This window comes from Micromonospora sp. NBRC 107095 (assembly GCF_030269705.1).
GTDB lineage: Bacteria > Actinomycetota > Actinomycetes > Mycobacteriales > Micromonosporaceae > Micromonospora > Micromonospora parva.
The window spans coordinates 1,497,740-1,512,269 of sequence record NZ_BSTU01000001.1; the positions used below are offsets into that span (position 1 = coordinate 1,497,740).

The following is a 14,530-nucleotide window of genomic DNA, read 5'->3' on the forward strand; positions in this document are numbered from 1 at the left end:
CCGCCCGTGCGAACGGGCGGCCACTGCCGTGTGGGGAGCTGATCGGCGGGCCGGGGAGCTGAGCCGGCCCGCCGATCAGCCCGTCAGGGTGCCCCTCAACAGGCTGTCGCCGGAGTGGCGGGTGTTGTTGTCGTACTGCTCGGCGGAGACGTCGACCACCGGGTAACTCTTGAGGTCGACATTCGGCGGCAGGGGAAGCAGGGCATCCGAGCCGCCCCCCAGGGTGCCGACCGAGAACATCTCCATCGTCGTCGGATTGATGAGCCAGACCTCGTAGTACCCCGGCACGCTCGGGAGATTCGCCACATGCAGATGCAGTTGGCCGTCCTGGAGAACGCGCGCGTCACCGGTGGCCGCCGCAGGCGTCGCCCCGTACGCCGCCAGCGGCGCGCTCGCGACCACCGCCTGCGGCGGGGTCGGAGCCGGGTCGTCCGGGCGTAGCACGGAGGCCGTGCCCACCACCCCGACCGCCGCGGCGGCGACCGCGGTCACCGCGACCGACGCCCAACGGGACCAGCCTCGGCCCCTGCGGGGCCGGTCGGTCGGATCCAGGCGGGCGACAGTGGCGGTGGTCGGCTCGGCCGTCGTGCCGTTCGGCTGCTCGGGCAGCACGTGCTGCCGCCGGGAGTCGGTGAGCGACGGCAAAGCCTCCGCCGCTCTGACCTCCGCGGCGATGCCCTGCCAGATGTGCTCCGGCGGGTCGGGCAGGTCGCCGAGACCCTGCGTCTCCGCGCCGAGGCCGGCCACCTGCTGAAGCGTCTCCATCTCCCGCCGGCAGTGCGCGCAGCTGCCGAGGTGGGTGCTCTCGCCGTTGTCCGCCTCGCTCTCACCGAGCGCCAGAAAGACCAGCCGGTCGTGGTCCAGGTGCTGCACCGTCCACCTCCCATCTGCGTTTCAAGCTCGCCATACCGCGTCGGATGTGACTCTTCACGGTGCCCAACGGCACACCTGTCATCGCCGCTATCTGCTGGTGTGTCAGGTCGTCGTAGAACGCCAACTCCAGCATGCGTCGTTGGTCGTCCGGAAGTTGGGCCAGCTCGTCGGCGATGACCAGCCGGTCCACCACCCGGTCCGGGTCCGGGCCGGTCTGCGCCGGCTCGGGCAGCTGCCGGACCGTCTCCACGACCCGCGTCTCCCGGGCCGAGGCCCGCATCCGGTCGATCACCTTGCGCCGGCCGATGCCGAGCAGCCAGCCGATCAGCGACCCCTTGGCGGGATCGAAGGTGTCCCTTCCCAGCCAGGCGGCGACGAATGTCGCCTGGGTCACGTCCTCGGCGTCGGCGCGGTTGGCCAGCATGGTGGTGGCCAGGTGCAGCACGGCACGGCCATAACGGTCGTAGGCCTCGCGCAGCGCCGCTTCGTCGCCAGCACGGAACCGGAGGGCGGTGTCGTCCACCGGGGGGTCTGGATTCTCGGGGGGCGCCGTCATCAGGCCGCTCGCCTTCGATGGGGCATACCCGACTGTAGCTGCCACAGCCCCCGCCCCACTTTCCCGGTCGATGTCATCTCACCTGCTCTTCGTCCGCCGACCCGGAAACGGATGCGGGTGACGCCGGAAAAGAAAAGTTCGTCCGGGGCGCATCCGTCCGCTGCGGAGCCGGCGTAACCCGTTCTGCAAGCCAGGCCTGACGAATCAGCAGTAATCACCAGGAGGCAGACATGCAGCTCTCGTACTTCCGTCGGGTCGCCGCGGGCGGCGCCGTCGCCGCGCTGGCCTTCGCCGGCGTCGGCGCGTTCACCGCCACCCCCGCGTACGCCGCCACGTCGAAGGTCTCCGTCGTGCACGGCATCCCGGACACCCCCGTCGACGTCTACGTCAACGGCGAGAAGACGCTCGACAACTTCAAGCCCGGCGATGTCGCCGGCCCGCTGAACCTGGAGGAGGGCGACTACGACATCGCCCTCACCAAGCCGGGCGAGCCGATCGGCAGCGCGATCCTCAAGGTCGACAACGCCGCGGTGCCGGGCGGGGCGAACATCAGCATCGCCGCGCACCTCGACGCCGCCGGCCAGCCGAAGATCACCCCGTTCGTGAACGACGTCTCGAAGGTCGACGCCGGCAAGGCCCGGCTGATCGTCCGGCACACCGCCGCCGCCCCGGCGGTCGACGTCCGCGCCGGTGGCACCCCGGTCTTCGAGGACCTCACCAACCCGAACGAGGCCAAGGGCGACGTCGACGCGGGCAACGTGAAGGCGGACGTGGTGCTGGCCGGCACCGACACCGTGGCCATCGGTCCGGCGGACCTCAACCTCAAGGAGGGCACCGCCACGATCGTCTACGCAATCGGCTCCGCCGAGGGCAAGACCCTCGACGTGGTGGCGCAGACCATCACCGGTCTGCACTCCTCCCCGGGCGGCGTGCCCAGCGGTGACGGCGGCCAGGCCCGCACCGGCGTGAACACCTGGTGGTACGCGCTGACCGGTGCCGGCGTACTCCTGCTGCTCGGTGGTGGGGTGCGGATGGCCACCGCGCGGACCGGCCGCAAGTGACGGTGCGCAACCGCGGCGCGCTGGCGGCCCTGGCCGCCGGCGTTGCCGCGCTCACCGTCGCCACCCTGGTGGCGTGCGGCTCCCAGCCGGCCGAGGACGTGGGCGCCGACGAGGCGGCCCAGCTCGCCACCGCCACCCCGTCGGCCGCCGGCACCGAGGGCCCCGCGGTCCCGGTGACCACCGGGGAGCTGCCGGCCGGGGCGGAGACCGTCGAGCCGGTCCGGCTGGCGATCCCGGCTATCGACGTCACCGCCACGATCAACGCGGTGGGCATCAACAAGCGGACCAACGAGTTCGAGGTGCCGCCGAGCGTCGACGAGATCGGCTGGTACCGGTACGGCCCCGGCCTGGAGGCGGACGCCGGCTCGATCGTCATCGCCGGTCACGTGGACAGCGCCCAGCAGGGCAAGGGCGCGTTCTTCCGGCTGCGGGAGCTCGACCAGGGCGACACCCTGACCGCGACCGGCAGCGACGGCAGGGCTCGCGAGTACCGGGTCGTGGCCCGGGAGGAGTACGACAAGACCAAGATTCCGTTGGACCGCTACTTCGCCCGGGACGGCAAGCCGCGGCTGACCCTGATCACCTGCGGTGGGCCGTTCGACGCCAAGGCCCGCAAGTACCGCGACAACATCGTCGTCACCGCGGTGCCCGCCTGAGCGGGTACGCAGGCGAACGGCCGGGGTGGGGATCCCACCCCGGCCGTTGCGCGGGAGGCCCCTCCGGCCTCCGCGTCCCGACCACACGGCCGTAGGCTGAACGGTGATGGCTTACCTGGATCACGCGGCGACGACTCCGATGCTCGACGAGGCACTGGAGGCGTACGTCGCCACCGCCCGCGAGGTCGGCAACGCGTCCTCCCTGCACGCGGCGGGTCGCCGTGCCCGCCGCCGGGTCGAGGAGTCCCGCGAGCGGGTCGCCGCCGTTCTCGGTGCCCGGCCATCCGAAGTGATCTTCACGGGTGGCGGGACGGAGAGCGACAACCTGGCGGTCAAGGGCATCTTCTGGGCCCGCCGGGACGCCTCCCCGGACCGTCGCCGGGTGGTCTCCAGCGCCGTCGAGCACCACGCCGTGCTGGACGCGGTCGACTGGATCGTCGCGCACGAGGGCGCCGAGGTCGGCCTGCTGCCGGTGGACGACGCCGGGCGACTGCACCCGGAGACCCTGCGCGCCGAGCTGGCCGCGTACGCCGACCGCGTCGCCGTGGTCACCGCCATGTGGGCGAACAACGAGGTGGGCACGGTCCAGCCGGTGACCGAGCTGGCCGCCGTGGCCGCCGAGTACGGTGTGCCGTTCCACACCGACGCCATCCAGGCGGTCGGTCAGGTGCCCGTCGACTTCGCCGCCAGCGGGGTCGCCGCGCTGACCGTCACCGGCCACAAGCTGGGCGGCCCGACCGGCGTGGGTGCTCTCCTGCTCGCCCGGGACGTACCGGCGACGCCGCTGCTGCACGGTGGCGGTCAGGAGCGCGACATCCGTTCCGGCACGCTGGACACGGCCGGCATCGTCGCCTTCGCCGTCGCCGTGGAGGCGGCGGTGAAGGGCCAGCAGGAGTACGCGGCCCGGGTGGCCGCGCTCCGCGACGACCTGATCGAACGGGTCCGCCGGGCGGTGCCCGAGGTGATCTACAACGGCGATCCGGCCGACCGGCTGCCCGGCAACGCGCACTTCTCCTTCCCGGGCTGTGAGGGCGACGCCCTGCTGCTGCTGCTCGACGCGCAGGGCATCGCCTGCTCGACGGGGTCGGCCTGCTCCGCCGGGGTGGCCCAGCCCTCGCACGTGCTGCTCGCGATGGGTGCCGACGACGACCGCGCCCGCTCCTCGCTGCGCTTCAGCCTGGGCCACACGAGCACCCAGGCCGACGTCGACGCCCTCATCGCGGCCCTCCCGGCGGCGGTCGACCGGGCCCGCCGAGCCGCCGCCCTCCGCACCCCCCGCTAACCCCCGCCCGCCCCCGCCCTGCCCCCGCGATCTTGCACTTTCGGTTGTCGATTTGTCGGGCTAGCCCCGCTTTGTCGCGACAGAAAGTGCAAGATCGCGAGGGCGAGGGCGAGGCGGGGGTGGGGTGGGGTGGGCGTGGAACGGGTTCGGGGGGTTGCGGGGCTGGTGGGTAGGCTGGCGGTGGGGAAGGGAGTGCGTCGGTGAGGGTTCTGGCGGCGATGTCGGGTGGGGTTGACTCGGCCGTGGCGGCGGCGCGGGCGGTGGCGGCCGGGCACGACGTGACCGGCGTGCACCTGGCGCTGGCCCGTAATCCGCAGACCTATCGGACCGGGGCGCGCGGCTGCTGCACCCTGGAGGACTCCCGCGACGCCCGACGGGCAGCCGACGTGATCGGTATCCCGTTCTATGTCTGGGACATGGCCGACCGCTTCCACGAGGACGTGGTCGACGACTTCGTCGCCGAGTACGCCGCCGGTCGTACCCCGAACCCCTGCCTGCGCTGCAACGAAAAGATCAAGTTCGCGGCGGTGCTGGACCGGGCGGTGGCCCTGGGCTTCGACGCGGTGGTGACCGGGCACCACGCCCGCCTCGGCGCGGACGGGCTGCTGCGACGCAGCGTCGACCTGGCCAAGGACCAGTCGTACGTGCTCGCCGTGCTCACCCGCGAGCAGCTCGACCGGTCGATCTTCCCGCTCGGTGACTCGACCAAGGCGCAGGTCCGCGCGGAGGCCGCCGAGCGTGGCCTGGCGGTGGCCGACAAGCCGGACTCGCACGACATCTGCTTCATCGCCGACGGGGACACCCGCGGTTTCCTGGCCGGTCGCCTCGGTGAGGCGCCCGGCGACGTGGTGGACGCCACCACCGGCGCGGTCGTCGGCAGCCACAGCGGCGCGTACGCGTACACGGTGGGGCAGCGTCGCGGGCTGCACCTGGACCGGCCCGCCCCGGACGGCCGACCGCGCTACGTGCTCTCCATCACCCCGAAGACCAACACGGTGACGGTCGGGCCGGCCGAGGCGCTGGAGGTGTCCGACGTGCATGCGGTCCGTCCGGTCTGGACCGGCGGCGCACGTCCGGACGCTCCGGTCGAGTGCGAGGTGCAGTTGCGCGCGCACGGCGACGTGGTGCCGGCGACCGTCGTCCTCGACGGTGACCGGCTGCACGCCGAGCTGCGCCGACCGGTACGCGGCGTCGCCGCCGGCCAGGCCGTGGTGGCGTACCGGCCGGACCCGGCCGGCGACGTGGTCCTCGGCTCCGCGACCATCGCCGGCTGACCGCACCGCCCGGGTGCCCGCGGGATAGCCTTCGCTCGTGACAGATCAGGCGTGGCCCTGGCCGGCCGGCGCGGCAACCGGAATTGGTTCGCTGCCCGGCACCGACATCGGCGAGGCTCAGCGGGTGGTCCTCGGTGAGCTGCCCGAGATGCCCCACCTGCCCGAGTTGCCGGCCCGTGGTCCCGGCGCGGACATGATCGGCCGGTCCGCCGGGCTGCTCGTCGAATTCCCCGTCGAGGTGTACGCGGGGCGGTGGCGGGTCGCCCCACGCCCCGGCCGCGACCTGCGCCGAGCCCGTGACCTGATGGAACGTGACCTGGACCAGCTCGCCGAGCAGGCCGAGGGGTACGCCGGGCCGATCAAGGTGCAGGCCGCCGGTCCACTCACGCTGGCCGCCTCCCTGGAACTGCCGATCGGCGGCCGTCTGTTGCGCGATCCCGGCGCGGTCCGCGACCTCACCGGCTCCCTCGCCGAGGGGCTGCGAGCGCACGTCGAGGCGGTCGCCCGCCGGCTGCCCCAGGCGTCGGTGCTGCTGCAACTGGACGAACCGTCACTGCCGACCGTGCTGGCCGGGCGGGTGCCGACCGAGAGTGGGTTGGGCGCGTACCGGGCGGTCGAGTCGGTGGACGCCGCCGCCCTGCTGCGCACGGTCGTCGACGCGGTCGGCGTGCCGACACTGGTGCACTGCTGCGCCCCGGACGTGCCGCTGGAGCTGATCCGCTCCAGCGGCGCCGTCGCGGTCGCCCTGGACCTGGACCTCGTCACCGACCTCGACCCGCTGGGCGAGGCGATCGACGCCGGCCTCGGGTTGTTGGCCGGGGCCGCGCCGACCCGGCCGCCGTCGATCGGTGGCGCGCCGACCTCCGCCCAGATCGCCGACCGGGTACGCCAACTCTGGGACCGCCTCGGTTTCCCCCGTCGGCAACTCGCCGAGCAGGTGGTGGTCACCCCGGCCTGCGGCCTCGCCGGCGCGACCCCGCAGTACGCCCGGGCCGTGCTCGCCACGTGCCGGGACGCCGGCCGGCGCTTCGCCGAAGCCTGAGGTTTCCTGTCGTACCGGGTGGGCAGGATGACGGTCATGATTGGACAGCTGCGTTCAGTGGTGCTCGACTGCCCGGATCCGCGGGCGTTGGCGACGTTCTACTCCGAGCTGCTCGGCATACCGCTCGCCGAGGGTGAGTCCGACGGTGACGAGTGGGTGGTGCTCGGTGGGCCCCCCGGTCACCAGCCGCGTCTGGCCTTTCAACAGGCACTCAACCTGCGGCCGCCGTCCTGGCCGGACCCGGAGCGCCCACAGCAGTTCCACCTCGACGTGACGGTGGACGACATCGAGGCCGCCGAGAAGGCGGCGCTGGCGCTCGGGGCCCGGCGGCTGCCGGGTGAGGGCGAGGGGTTCCGGGTCTACGCCGACCCGGTCGGCCACCCGTTCTGCCTCTGCTGGGATTGAGCCCGCAGTGGGTTGCGGCGGCCGGGCATGATGGCCGCCGTGATCCACACCTCCGCGCTGCGCGCCTCCGGCTCCCTCTTCGGCCTCGCCTACGGTGACGCGTTGGGCAAGCCGACCGAGTTCCTGACCGTCGCCGAGATCGAGCGCCGGTACGGCCCGGCCGGCCCGCGTGAGCTGTCCGGCGAGCCCGCGCCGGTCACCGACGACACCCAGATGGCGCTTGCCGTGGGCTGGGCGCTGCACGAGACGCCGTCGTTGACTCCGGAGGCGGTGGAGCCGCTGCTGCGACAACGCTTCCTGGCCTGGTCGGTCAGCCCGGACAACAACCGTGCCCCGGGCATTACCTGCCTGCGCGCCTGCGCCGAACTGGGCCGTGGGACGCGCTGGCAGGAGGCGACTGTGGTCGGTTCGAAGGGCTGCGGGGCCAACATGCGGGTCACCCCGGTCGGATTGCTCGACACGGACCTCGACACGCTCGCCGGGTTGGCCCAGTTGCAGGCCGGGCTGACCCACGGCCACCCGACCGGGCTGGCCGCCAGCGAACTCACCGCGTACGCGGTCTTCGCGCTGCGTACCGGCGTCGGGCTGGCCGACCTTCCCGGGGTGCTCACCGAGCGGGCGTTGTCGCAGCGCCTGGTCTACCGGGAGCGGTGGCTGGGAGACCTCTGGCAACGCGCCGGTTCCGCAGCTCCTGAGGAGTTCATCGCCCAGGGCTGGGACGAGTGCCTGGCGGTGCTGCGCCGACTGACCGCCGCCCTGGCCCAGCCGGACGACGGCGCTGACCCGTGTCGGGCCACCGGCGAGGGCTGGGTGGCCGAGGAGGCGCTGGCCACCGCGCTGCTCTGCGCCGTACGGCACGCCGACGATCCGGTTTCGGCGCTGGCGCGGGGGGCGACCACCGCCGGGGACTCCGACTCGATCGCCGCCCTCGCCGGCGCCTTCGTGGGCGCGGCCGTCGGCATGACCGCCTGGCCGCGCGAGTGGGCCGACCGCATCGAGTACGCGGACCAGCTCGCCGCCCTGGGTGCGGCCTGGGACTGACCTCGGCGCGGCCCGTCGGGCGTGGGGTGGCGCGCCCGCCGGACGTGCGGTGGCGCCCGCCGGGCTTGATCAACTCGGGGTTCTGAAAACCGGGGTGTTCGGGACCTCGGCATACCGCGACTTTCAGGAACCCGAGTCGATCACGCTGGCCAGCCGGGTGGGCGGGTGGTCGGGAACGGGGGGTGGCCGAGGGATCGTCAGGTGGTGGGGAGGTGTCGCAGGCTGCGCACCTTTCGCCACAGGTTCGCGTCGCAGCGGCCGGCGTGGTCGGCGAAGGCGGCCGGGTTGAGTCGGATCGGCTCGGTGAGGCTGAGGTAACTGTCGTGCTCCGCGCCGGGGTCCCAGTCCCGGGTGGGAATCCGGACGTGGTCGTCCCGGTCGCTCTTGTCCTGGCTGGTGATCTTCAGGACGTCGGCGCCCTTGGAGTCCGCGCGCAGCACCAGGCACGGGCGTACCTTCGACCCGCTGCCGTCGGCGTACGGCACGTCGGCCCACCAGATCTCACCGGGCGCGGGGGTGTCGTCGTGCCGGTCGGCGTCGCGGCGGCGGGACGGGGTGGACGGGCGCTCGCCGCCCCGGGGGCGTGGCGGGCTGGGACGACGCCCGCCGGTGCTGGCCCGACCCGGCCGGGTGCCCGGACGTCGGTTGGCCACCCGGTGCCGCCAACTGTTCCACGCCCAGCCGGCGGCCACCGCCAGCAGGATCGCCACCGCCCAGAGCAGTGCCTCGGGCATCCGTACCTCCGCCTCCCGGCGACCCGCCGGTCGCACCGTCCGGCGATCCTTGCACGCCGTGGCCCGTGCCGCCCGCCAACCACACCGCGGCTGCCCGATCACCCCGAGCCGAAGCCCGGGGCCTCACCTGATCATCTGGTGGTGGGCGGTCGGGGCGGCTCGTCGACACCCACCGGGCATCCCGGCTGAGGGCGACGTCGCTCCCGGCGCGGGCGGGCGTCGGATTGTCCCACCGGCCCGATACGGTGCCGGAGTAGCGTGATCAGGGAGGTCGCAGGCGTGTCCGAAGGTGGCGGTGTGTCCGAGGAGCAGATCGGTCAGCAGGTCAGCCCGGCGCAGGAGGCGGCGGCCGGGGCCGAGCCGACGCCGCAGGCCCGGGAGCGGCATGCCGCCCTCAGCCAGGAGTTGACCGAGCACCAGTACCGCTACTACGTCCTGGACGCGCCGACCATCCCCGACGCCGACTTCGACAGGCAGTTGCGCGAGCTGGAGGCGCTGGAGGCCCAGTTCCCGGCGCTGCGGACGCCCGACTCGCCGACCCAACGGGTGGGCGGCACGTTCTCCACCGACTTCACCCCGGTCACCCACGCCGAACGGATGCTGTCGCTCGACAACGCCTTCGCCGACGAGGAGTTGGCGGCCTGGGCCGAGCGGGTCGAACGGGACGCGGGCGGCCCAGTGCCCTACCTGTGCGAGCTGAAGGTCGACGGGTTGGCGATCAACCTGACCTACGAGAAGGGTCGACTGGTCCGGGCCGCCACCCGCGGCGACGGGCGCACCGGTGAGGACGTCACCGCCAACGTGCGCAGCATCCGGGACGTGCCCAGCCAGCTCACCCCGTCCGCCGAGTTCCCTGACGTTCCCGAGCTGGTGGAGGTCCGGGGCGAGATCTACTTCCCGATCGCCGCGTTCGCCGATCTCAACGCGGGCCTGGTGGAGCAGGGCAAGGCACCCTTCGCCAACCCGCGCAACGCCGCGGCCGGCAGCCTCCGGCAGAAGGATCCACGGGTCACCGCCACCCGGCCACTGCGCCTGGTGGTGCACGGCATCGGCGCCCGCCGGGGATTCCAGCCCACGGCGCAGTCCGAGTCGTACGCGGCTCTCAAGTCGTGGGGGTTGCCCACCAGCGACCGGTGGCGGGTCGTCCCGGACCTGGCCGGCGTGGTCGAGTTCATCGCCTACTACGCCGAGCACCGGCACGACGTCGAGCACGAGATCGACGGAGTGGTGGTCAAGGTCGACCCGGTCTCCATCCAGGGCCGGCTCGGCTCGACCAGTCGCGCGCCACGGTGGGCGATCGCCTTCAAGTACCCGCCGGAGGAGGTCACCACCAAGCTGCTCGACATCGACGTGAACGTGGGGCGCACCGGCCGGGTCACTCCGTTCGCCGTGCTCGAGCCGGTGCGCGTGGCCGGTTCCACAGTGGCGCTCGCCACCCTGCACAACGCCCGTGAGGTGGAGCGCAAGGGCGTGCTGATCGGCGACACGGTGGTGCTGCGCAAGGCCGGCGACGTAATTCCCGAGGTGCTCGGCCCGGTGGTCGACCTGCGGCCCGCCGACGCCCGGCCGTTCGTCATGCCGACCAGTTGCCCCGCCTGCGGCACCCCGCTCGCGCCGTCGAAGGAGGGCGACGTCGACATCCGCTGCCCCAACACCCGCAGTTGCCCGGCGCAGTTGCGGGAGCGGGTGTTCCACCTCGCCGGCCGGGGCGCGTTCGACATCGAGGTGCTCGGCTACAAGGGTGCGGCAGCCCTCCTCGACGCGGAGATCATCAGCGACGAGGGCGACCTGTTCCAGCTCGACGCCGAGCAGCTGTCCCGGTCGCCGTTCTTCGTCAACAAGGACGGCAGCCTGGGCAGCAACGCCACCAAGTTGTTGGACAATCTCGCGGTTGCCCGGGAACGGGACCTCTGGCGGGTGCTGGTGGCGCTCTCCATCCGGCACGTCGGCCCGACGGCGGCCCAGGCGCTCGCCCGGCACTTCCGTTCCATGGATGCCATCGACGCGGCCTCGGAGGAGGAGCTGTCCTCGGTCGACGGGGTCGGTCCGACCATCGCGGCCAGCATCCGGGAGTGGTTCGCGGTGGACTGGCACCGCGAGGTGGTCCGCAAGTGGGCCGAGGCGGGCGTACGGATGGCCGAGGAGGCGGTCGACGAGGGGCCGCGCCCGCTGGAGGGGTTGACGGTGGTGGTGACCGGCACCCTCGCCGGGTTCTCGCGCGATCAGGCCGCCGAGGCCGTGCAGAGCCGGGGTGGCAAGGTCAGCGGGTCCGTCTCGAAGAAGACGAGCTTCGTGGTGGTGGGGGACAACCCCGGCTCGAAGGCCGACAAGGCCGCCAGCCTCAAGGTGCCGGTGCTCGACGAGGACGGGTTCCGGCTCCTGCTGGACGCGGGCCCGGACGCCGCGCGGGACGTCGCCCAGCTGGGCGGTTGACCCCGCCGACGGCTGGCCACGGGGACTGGCCGCGTATACCAACTTAATTACGACTACGACCGATTCGTGACTGTCATACCGGGAAACTGGGGGCCGAGGGCGTTTCATTGGGTCACGGCGTGCGCACCGGCACGCCCCTGGTCGGTCGGGAGGTGTGGTGGAGGTCGCCGACCCACGCAACTCGCTACCTGCGGGACGGGTCGCACCGTTCGCCGCCTTCGTCGCCAGCATCCTGGCGGTCGCCGCGCTGACCGCCGCCGTTCCACTCGCGACGCTCCCCGACGACCTGCCCCGGCTGCCGGTGGCGTTCTGGACGATGGCCGCGCTCGCCGTGGTCTGCGACGCGCGCCCGTTCGTGCCACCGGGGCGCCGGCAGACCTCGGCGGTGTTCCCGTCCACCTGCTTCACCTTCGCGATCCTGCTCGGCTGGGGTCTCGGCCCGGCGGTGGTGGTGCAGGCGGTGGGGGTGGTCGTCTCGGGCTGGCGGATGCGGCACGCCGCGTGGCGTACGGCGTTCAACGTCGGCCAGTACGCGTGTGCCCTCGCCGCCGCGTACGGGGTGATCCAACTCGGGTCGGGCACGATCTTCTCCGGCGGGCGGTTGCACTGGACCGACGTGGCCGTTGTCGGCGGCGCCGCGCTGGCCTGGTTCGTCGTCAACTACGGGTTGGTCAGCTGGGCGGTGCGGCTGCGTTTCGGCGATCGCTGGTGGCCCACCGTCCGTCAGGGCCTCGGCTTCGAGTTGCTCTCCACCGGCTCACTGCTGCTGCTCGCCCCGGTGCTGGTCGCCGCGGCGCGGGTCAGTGCCGCGCTGATTCCGCTGGTGCTGGTGCCGCTCTTCGCCGTCTACCGGATGGCGCGGCTGACGAACGAACAGCAGCATCTCGCCGCCGCCGACCCGCTGACCGGGCTGCCCAACCGCAAGGCCCTGCTCGCCGAGGTGGCGGAGCAGGTGCACGTGCACGCCGAGCGGACCGCCCGCGGTGAACCCGACGGGCAGTTGGCGCTGCTGCTGCTCGACCTGGACCGCTTCAAGAACGTCAACGACGCCCTCGGGCACGCCGTGGGTGACCGGCTGCTGGTCGAGGTCAGCGCCCGGCTCACCGACGTGCAGCCCCGGCCGCAGATGATCGCCCGGCTCGGCGGTGACGAGTTCGCCATCGTGATGACCGGGCTGACCGACGTCGGTCAGGCGCGGGAGTTGGCCGACCGGGTCGTCCAGGCGCTGGCCGAGCCGGTGCCGCTCGACGGACTGCCGTTGGACGTGGGTGGATCGATCGGGATCGCCCTCTTCCCCGAGCACGGCGAGGACTTCGCCACCCTGATGCGCCACGCCGACGTGGCGATGTACGACGCCAAACACCGCAACGACACGGTGGCCGTGTACGCCCCGGAGTCCGACCACAACTCCGCCGAGCGACTCGGCCTCCTCGCCGACCTGCGCCGCGTGCTGGAGGTCGGCCCGTCGGCCGAGGCGCCGGTCAACGCCGAGCCGGCTGTCGACGTACCAGTTGTCGCGACGGCGGAGGTGCGCGGCGGTGACGGGGCGGCGCTGCCCAGCGCAGCGCCGGCCCGGCCCGCGTCGGCCGCGGACCCGGCGGTCGCCACGGCGACGCCGCACGGTGGTCGGTGGTGGGTACGCCGTCGACGCACCGACGCCGAGCTGCTGCACTCCGATGAGCTGATCAACCAGATCGCCACCGGTGCCGACCCGATCCGGGGCCGCAACGCCCGGGCCACCGTCGACGGCACCCGTTCGGGCTCGGTCCGGGAGCGGCGCGCCGGCGGCGGGAACGGTCGCCGGTCCCCGAACGGGAGCGTGGTGGGCAGGGGACGTGGCGGGGCGCGCCGGGACGTCGGACCGGGTACACCGGGGCAGCCCACCGAATCGACCGGGTGGGCGCACGCTGACGACGAACCGGCCGACGACGCCGGGGAAATCACCATGTACTACCAGCCGCAGATCGCCATCGCGACAGGTGAGGTGGTCGGCGTCGAGGCCCTGCTGCGGTGGCGACACCCCCGGCGGGGCATGGTCGACCCGGAGGAACTCATCCGGGTCGCCGAGCAGAGCGCCGTGATGCGACTGCTCACCCGTCGGGTCGTCGACGACGTGGTGGAGCAGCTCGCCAAGTGGTCGGCGGCCGGCATCGGCCTGCGCGCGGCGCTGAACGTGAGCGTGCGCGACCTGCACACCGGCGAGATCGCCGATCAGATCGCCGACCGGCTGGCCCGCTACGGGGTGCCCGCCGAGCGGTTGCAGGTCGAGATCACCGAGGGCGCGTTGATGGCCGACCCGCGCCGGGTGCTGGCCACCATCTCCCAGCTGCACCGGATCGGGGTGGCTATCTCGCTGGACGACTTCGGCACCGGCTACTCCTCGCTTCAGCATCTGCGCCGCCTACCACTGTCCGAGGTGAAGGTGGACCGGTCGTTCGTCCTCGGCATGGCCGACGACGCCGACGACGCGGCGATCGTCCGGTCGATGATCGAGCTGGCCGGCGCGCTGGGGTTGCGGGTGGTCGCCGAGGGTGTCGAGGACGAGCGGACCTGGCGGATGCTGCACACCGCCGGCTGCGACGCCGCTCAGGGCTGGTTCTACGCCCGGCCGATGCCGGCCGAGGAGTTGGTCACCTGGCTGGCCCGGTACCGGCCGGTCCGCCCGACCGGCGGGCACCCGCAGCCCGACGTCGCCCGCCGCCCCACCCGCTGACCCGGCACGAGGGCGGGGGAGGGGGAGTCGGGGACGCGGCACCGGAGCGGAACAATAGACTCGCTCCGGTCACCGCGTGTCACGCTCCACCTGTCGCGCGGCCGGCACACCGCCCGACCAGCAGGAATTCAGAAGGGGGCACGGATGGCCGCCATCTCCCGCGAGGAGGTCGCGCACCTGGCGCGCCTGTCGCGGCTCGCCGTCACCGAGGAGGAGCTGGACATGTTCGCCGGCCAGCTCGACGTGATCCTCCAGGCGGTCGCCCAGGTCGGCGAGGTCGCCGCCGCGGACATCCCGCCGACCTCGCACTCGGTGCCGCTGACCAACATCTTCCGCGAGGACGTCGTCACGCCGTGTCTGACCCCGGAGGAAGCGCTGTCGGGCGCGCCCGACGCCGAGGACCAGCGGTTCCGCGTACCGCGGATCCTGAGCGAGGACGTGGCCTCATGAGCGAGCGCCA

13 protein-coding genes are annotated in these 14,530 nt (G+C 73.0%); 10 read left to right on the top strand and 3 right to left on the bottom strand.

The annotated features are described in order from the left end of the window. Positions 1-75: 75 nt before the first annotated feature. Both QSK15_RS07105 and QSK15_RS07110 read right to left on the bottom strand, forming a co-directional pair. The gene (locus QSK15_RS07105) at positions 76-873 is read right to left on the bottom strand and encodes an anti-sigma factor (protein ID WP_285793439.1); all 798 of its coding nucleotides are present in this window, start codon (positions 871-873) and stop codon (positions 76-78) included. Then, positions 827-1,429 (bottom strand): RNA polymerase sigma factor, encoded by a 603-nt coding sequence (locus tag QSK15_RS07110; protein ID WP_210865191.1) that lies wholly within the window; start codon positions 1,427-1,429, stop codon positions 827-829. Before QSK15_RS07110 ends, QSK15_RS07105 begins: the two co-directional genes overlap by 47 nt. Before the next feature lie 230 nt (positions 1,430-1,659). On the opposite strand from QSK15_RS07110, the gene QSK15_RS07115 reads away from it, so the two are divergent. The 7 genes from QSK15_RS07115 (at position 1,660) to QSK15_RS07145 (ending at position 8,190) form a co-directional block, all read left to right on the top strand. Continuing rightward, a complete protein-coding gene (locus tag QSK15_RS07115) occupies positions 1,660-2,490 on the top strand; it encodes a DUF4397 domain-containing protein (protein ID WP_285793440.1) in 831 nt (276 codons plus the stop codon). Then, complete coding sequence (locus tag QSK15_RS07120) at positions 2,487-3,146, top strand: class F sortase (RefSeq protein WP_285793441.1); 660 nt, start codon at positions 2,487-2,489, stop codon at positions 3,144-3,146. The genes QSK15_RS07115 and QSK15_RS07120 overlap by 4 nt, the downstream gene beginning before the upstream one ends. Before the next feature lie 106 nt (positions 3,147-3,252). Next, on the top strand, positions 3,253-4,428 hold the full coding sequence (locus QSK15_RS07125; RefSeq protein ID WP_285793442.1) for a cysteine desulfurase family protein: 1,176 nt from the start codon (positions 3,253-3,255) through the stop codon (positions 4,426-4,428). Positions 4,429-4,628: 200 nt separating this feature from the next. Then, a complete protein-coding gene (gene mnmA / locus QSK15_RS07130) occupies positions 4,629-5,702 on the top strand; it encodes a tRNA 2-thiouridine(34) synthase MnmA (protein WP_285793443.1) in 1,074 nt (357 codons plus the stop codon). A 37-nt stretch (positions 5,703-5,739) separates the two neighbouring features. Continuing rightward, the gene (locus QSK15_RS07135; RefSeq protein WP_285793444.1) at positions 5,740-6,744 is read left to right on the top strand and encodes a uroporphyrinogen decarboxylase/cobalamine-independent methonine synthase family protein; all 1,005 of its coding nucleotides are present in this window, start codon (positions 5,740-5,742) and stop codon (positions 6,742-6,744) included. Between the two features lie 36 nt (positions 6,745-6,780). Further along, complete coding sequence (locus QSK15_RS07140) at positions 6,781-7,149, top strand: VOC family protein (RefSeq protein WP_285793445.1); 369 nt, start codon at positions 6,781-6,783, stop codon at positions 7,147-7,149. A gap of 30 nt (positions 7,150-7,179) precedes the next feature. Next, a complete protein-coding gene (locus tag QSK15_RS07145; protein WP_377622084.1) occupies positions 7,180-8,190 on the top strand; it encodes an ADP-ribosylglycohydrolase family protein in 1,011 nt (336 codons plus the stop codon). A 197-nt stretch (positions 8,191-8,387) separates the two neighbouring features. Here QSK15_RS07145 and QSK15_RS07150 read toward each other — a convergent pair whose 3' ends face one another. After that, positions 8,388-8,924 carry a type II toxin-antitoxin system PemK/MazF family toxin gene (locus QSK15_RS07150; protein WP_285793447.1) on the bottom strand — a complete coding sequence of 179 codons (537 nt, stop codon included), beginning with the start codon at positions 8,922-8,924 and terminating at the stop codon, positions 8,388-8,390. Positions 8,925-9,221: 297 nt separating this feature from the next. Between QSK15_RS07150 and ligA the strand changes: the two genes are divergently transcribed. The 3 genes from ligA (at position 9,222) to gatC (ending at position 14,520) form a co-directional block, all read left to right on the top strand. Continuing rightward, entirely contained in the window at positions 9,222-11,357 is a 2,136-nt protein-coding gene (gene ligA / locus QSK15_RS07155; RefSeq protein ID WP_285793448.1) for an NAD-dependent DNA ligase LigA, read from the top strand. 157 nt (positions 11,358-11,514) lie between these two features. Next, entirely contained in the window at positions 11,515-14,070 is a 2,556-nt protein-coding gene (locus tag QSK15_RS07160; RefSeq protein ID WP_285793449.1) for a putative bifunctional diguanylate cyclase/phosphodiesterase, read from the top strand. Between the two features lie 144 nt (positions 14,071-14,214). Next, the gene (gene gatC / locus QSK15_RS07165) at positions 14,215-14,520 is read left to right on the top strand and encodes an Asp-tRNA(Asn)/Glu-tRNA(Gln) amidotransferase subunit GatC (protein WP_030337175.1); all 306 of its coding nucleotides are present in this window, start codon (positions 14,215-14,217) and stop codon (positions 14,518-14,520) included. Positions 14,521-14,530: the final 10 nt, after the last annotated feature.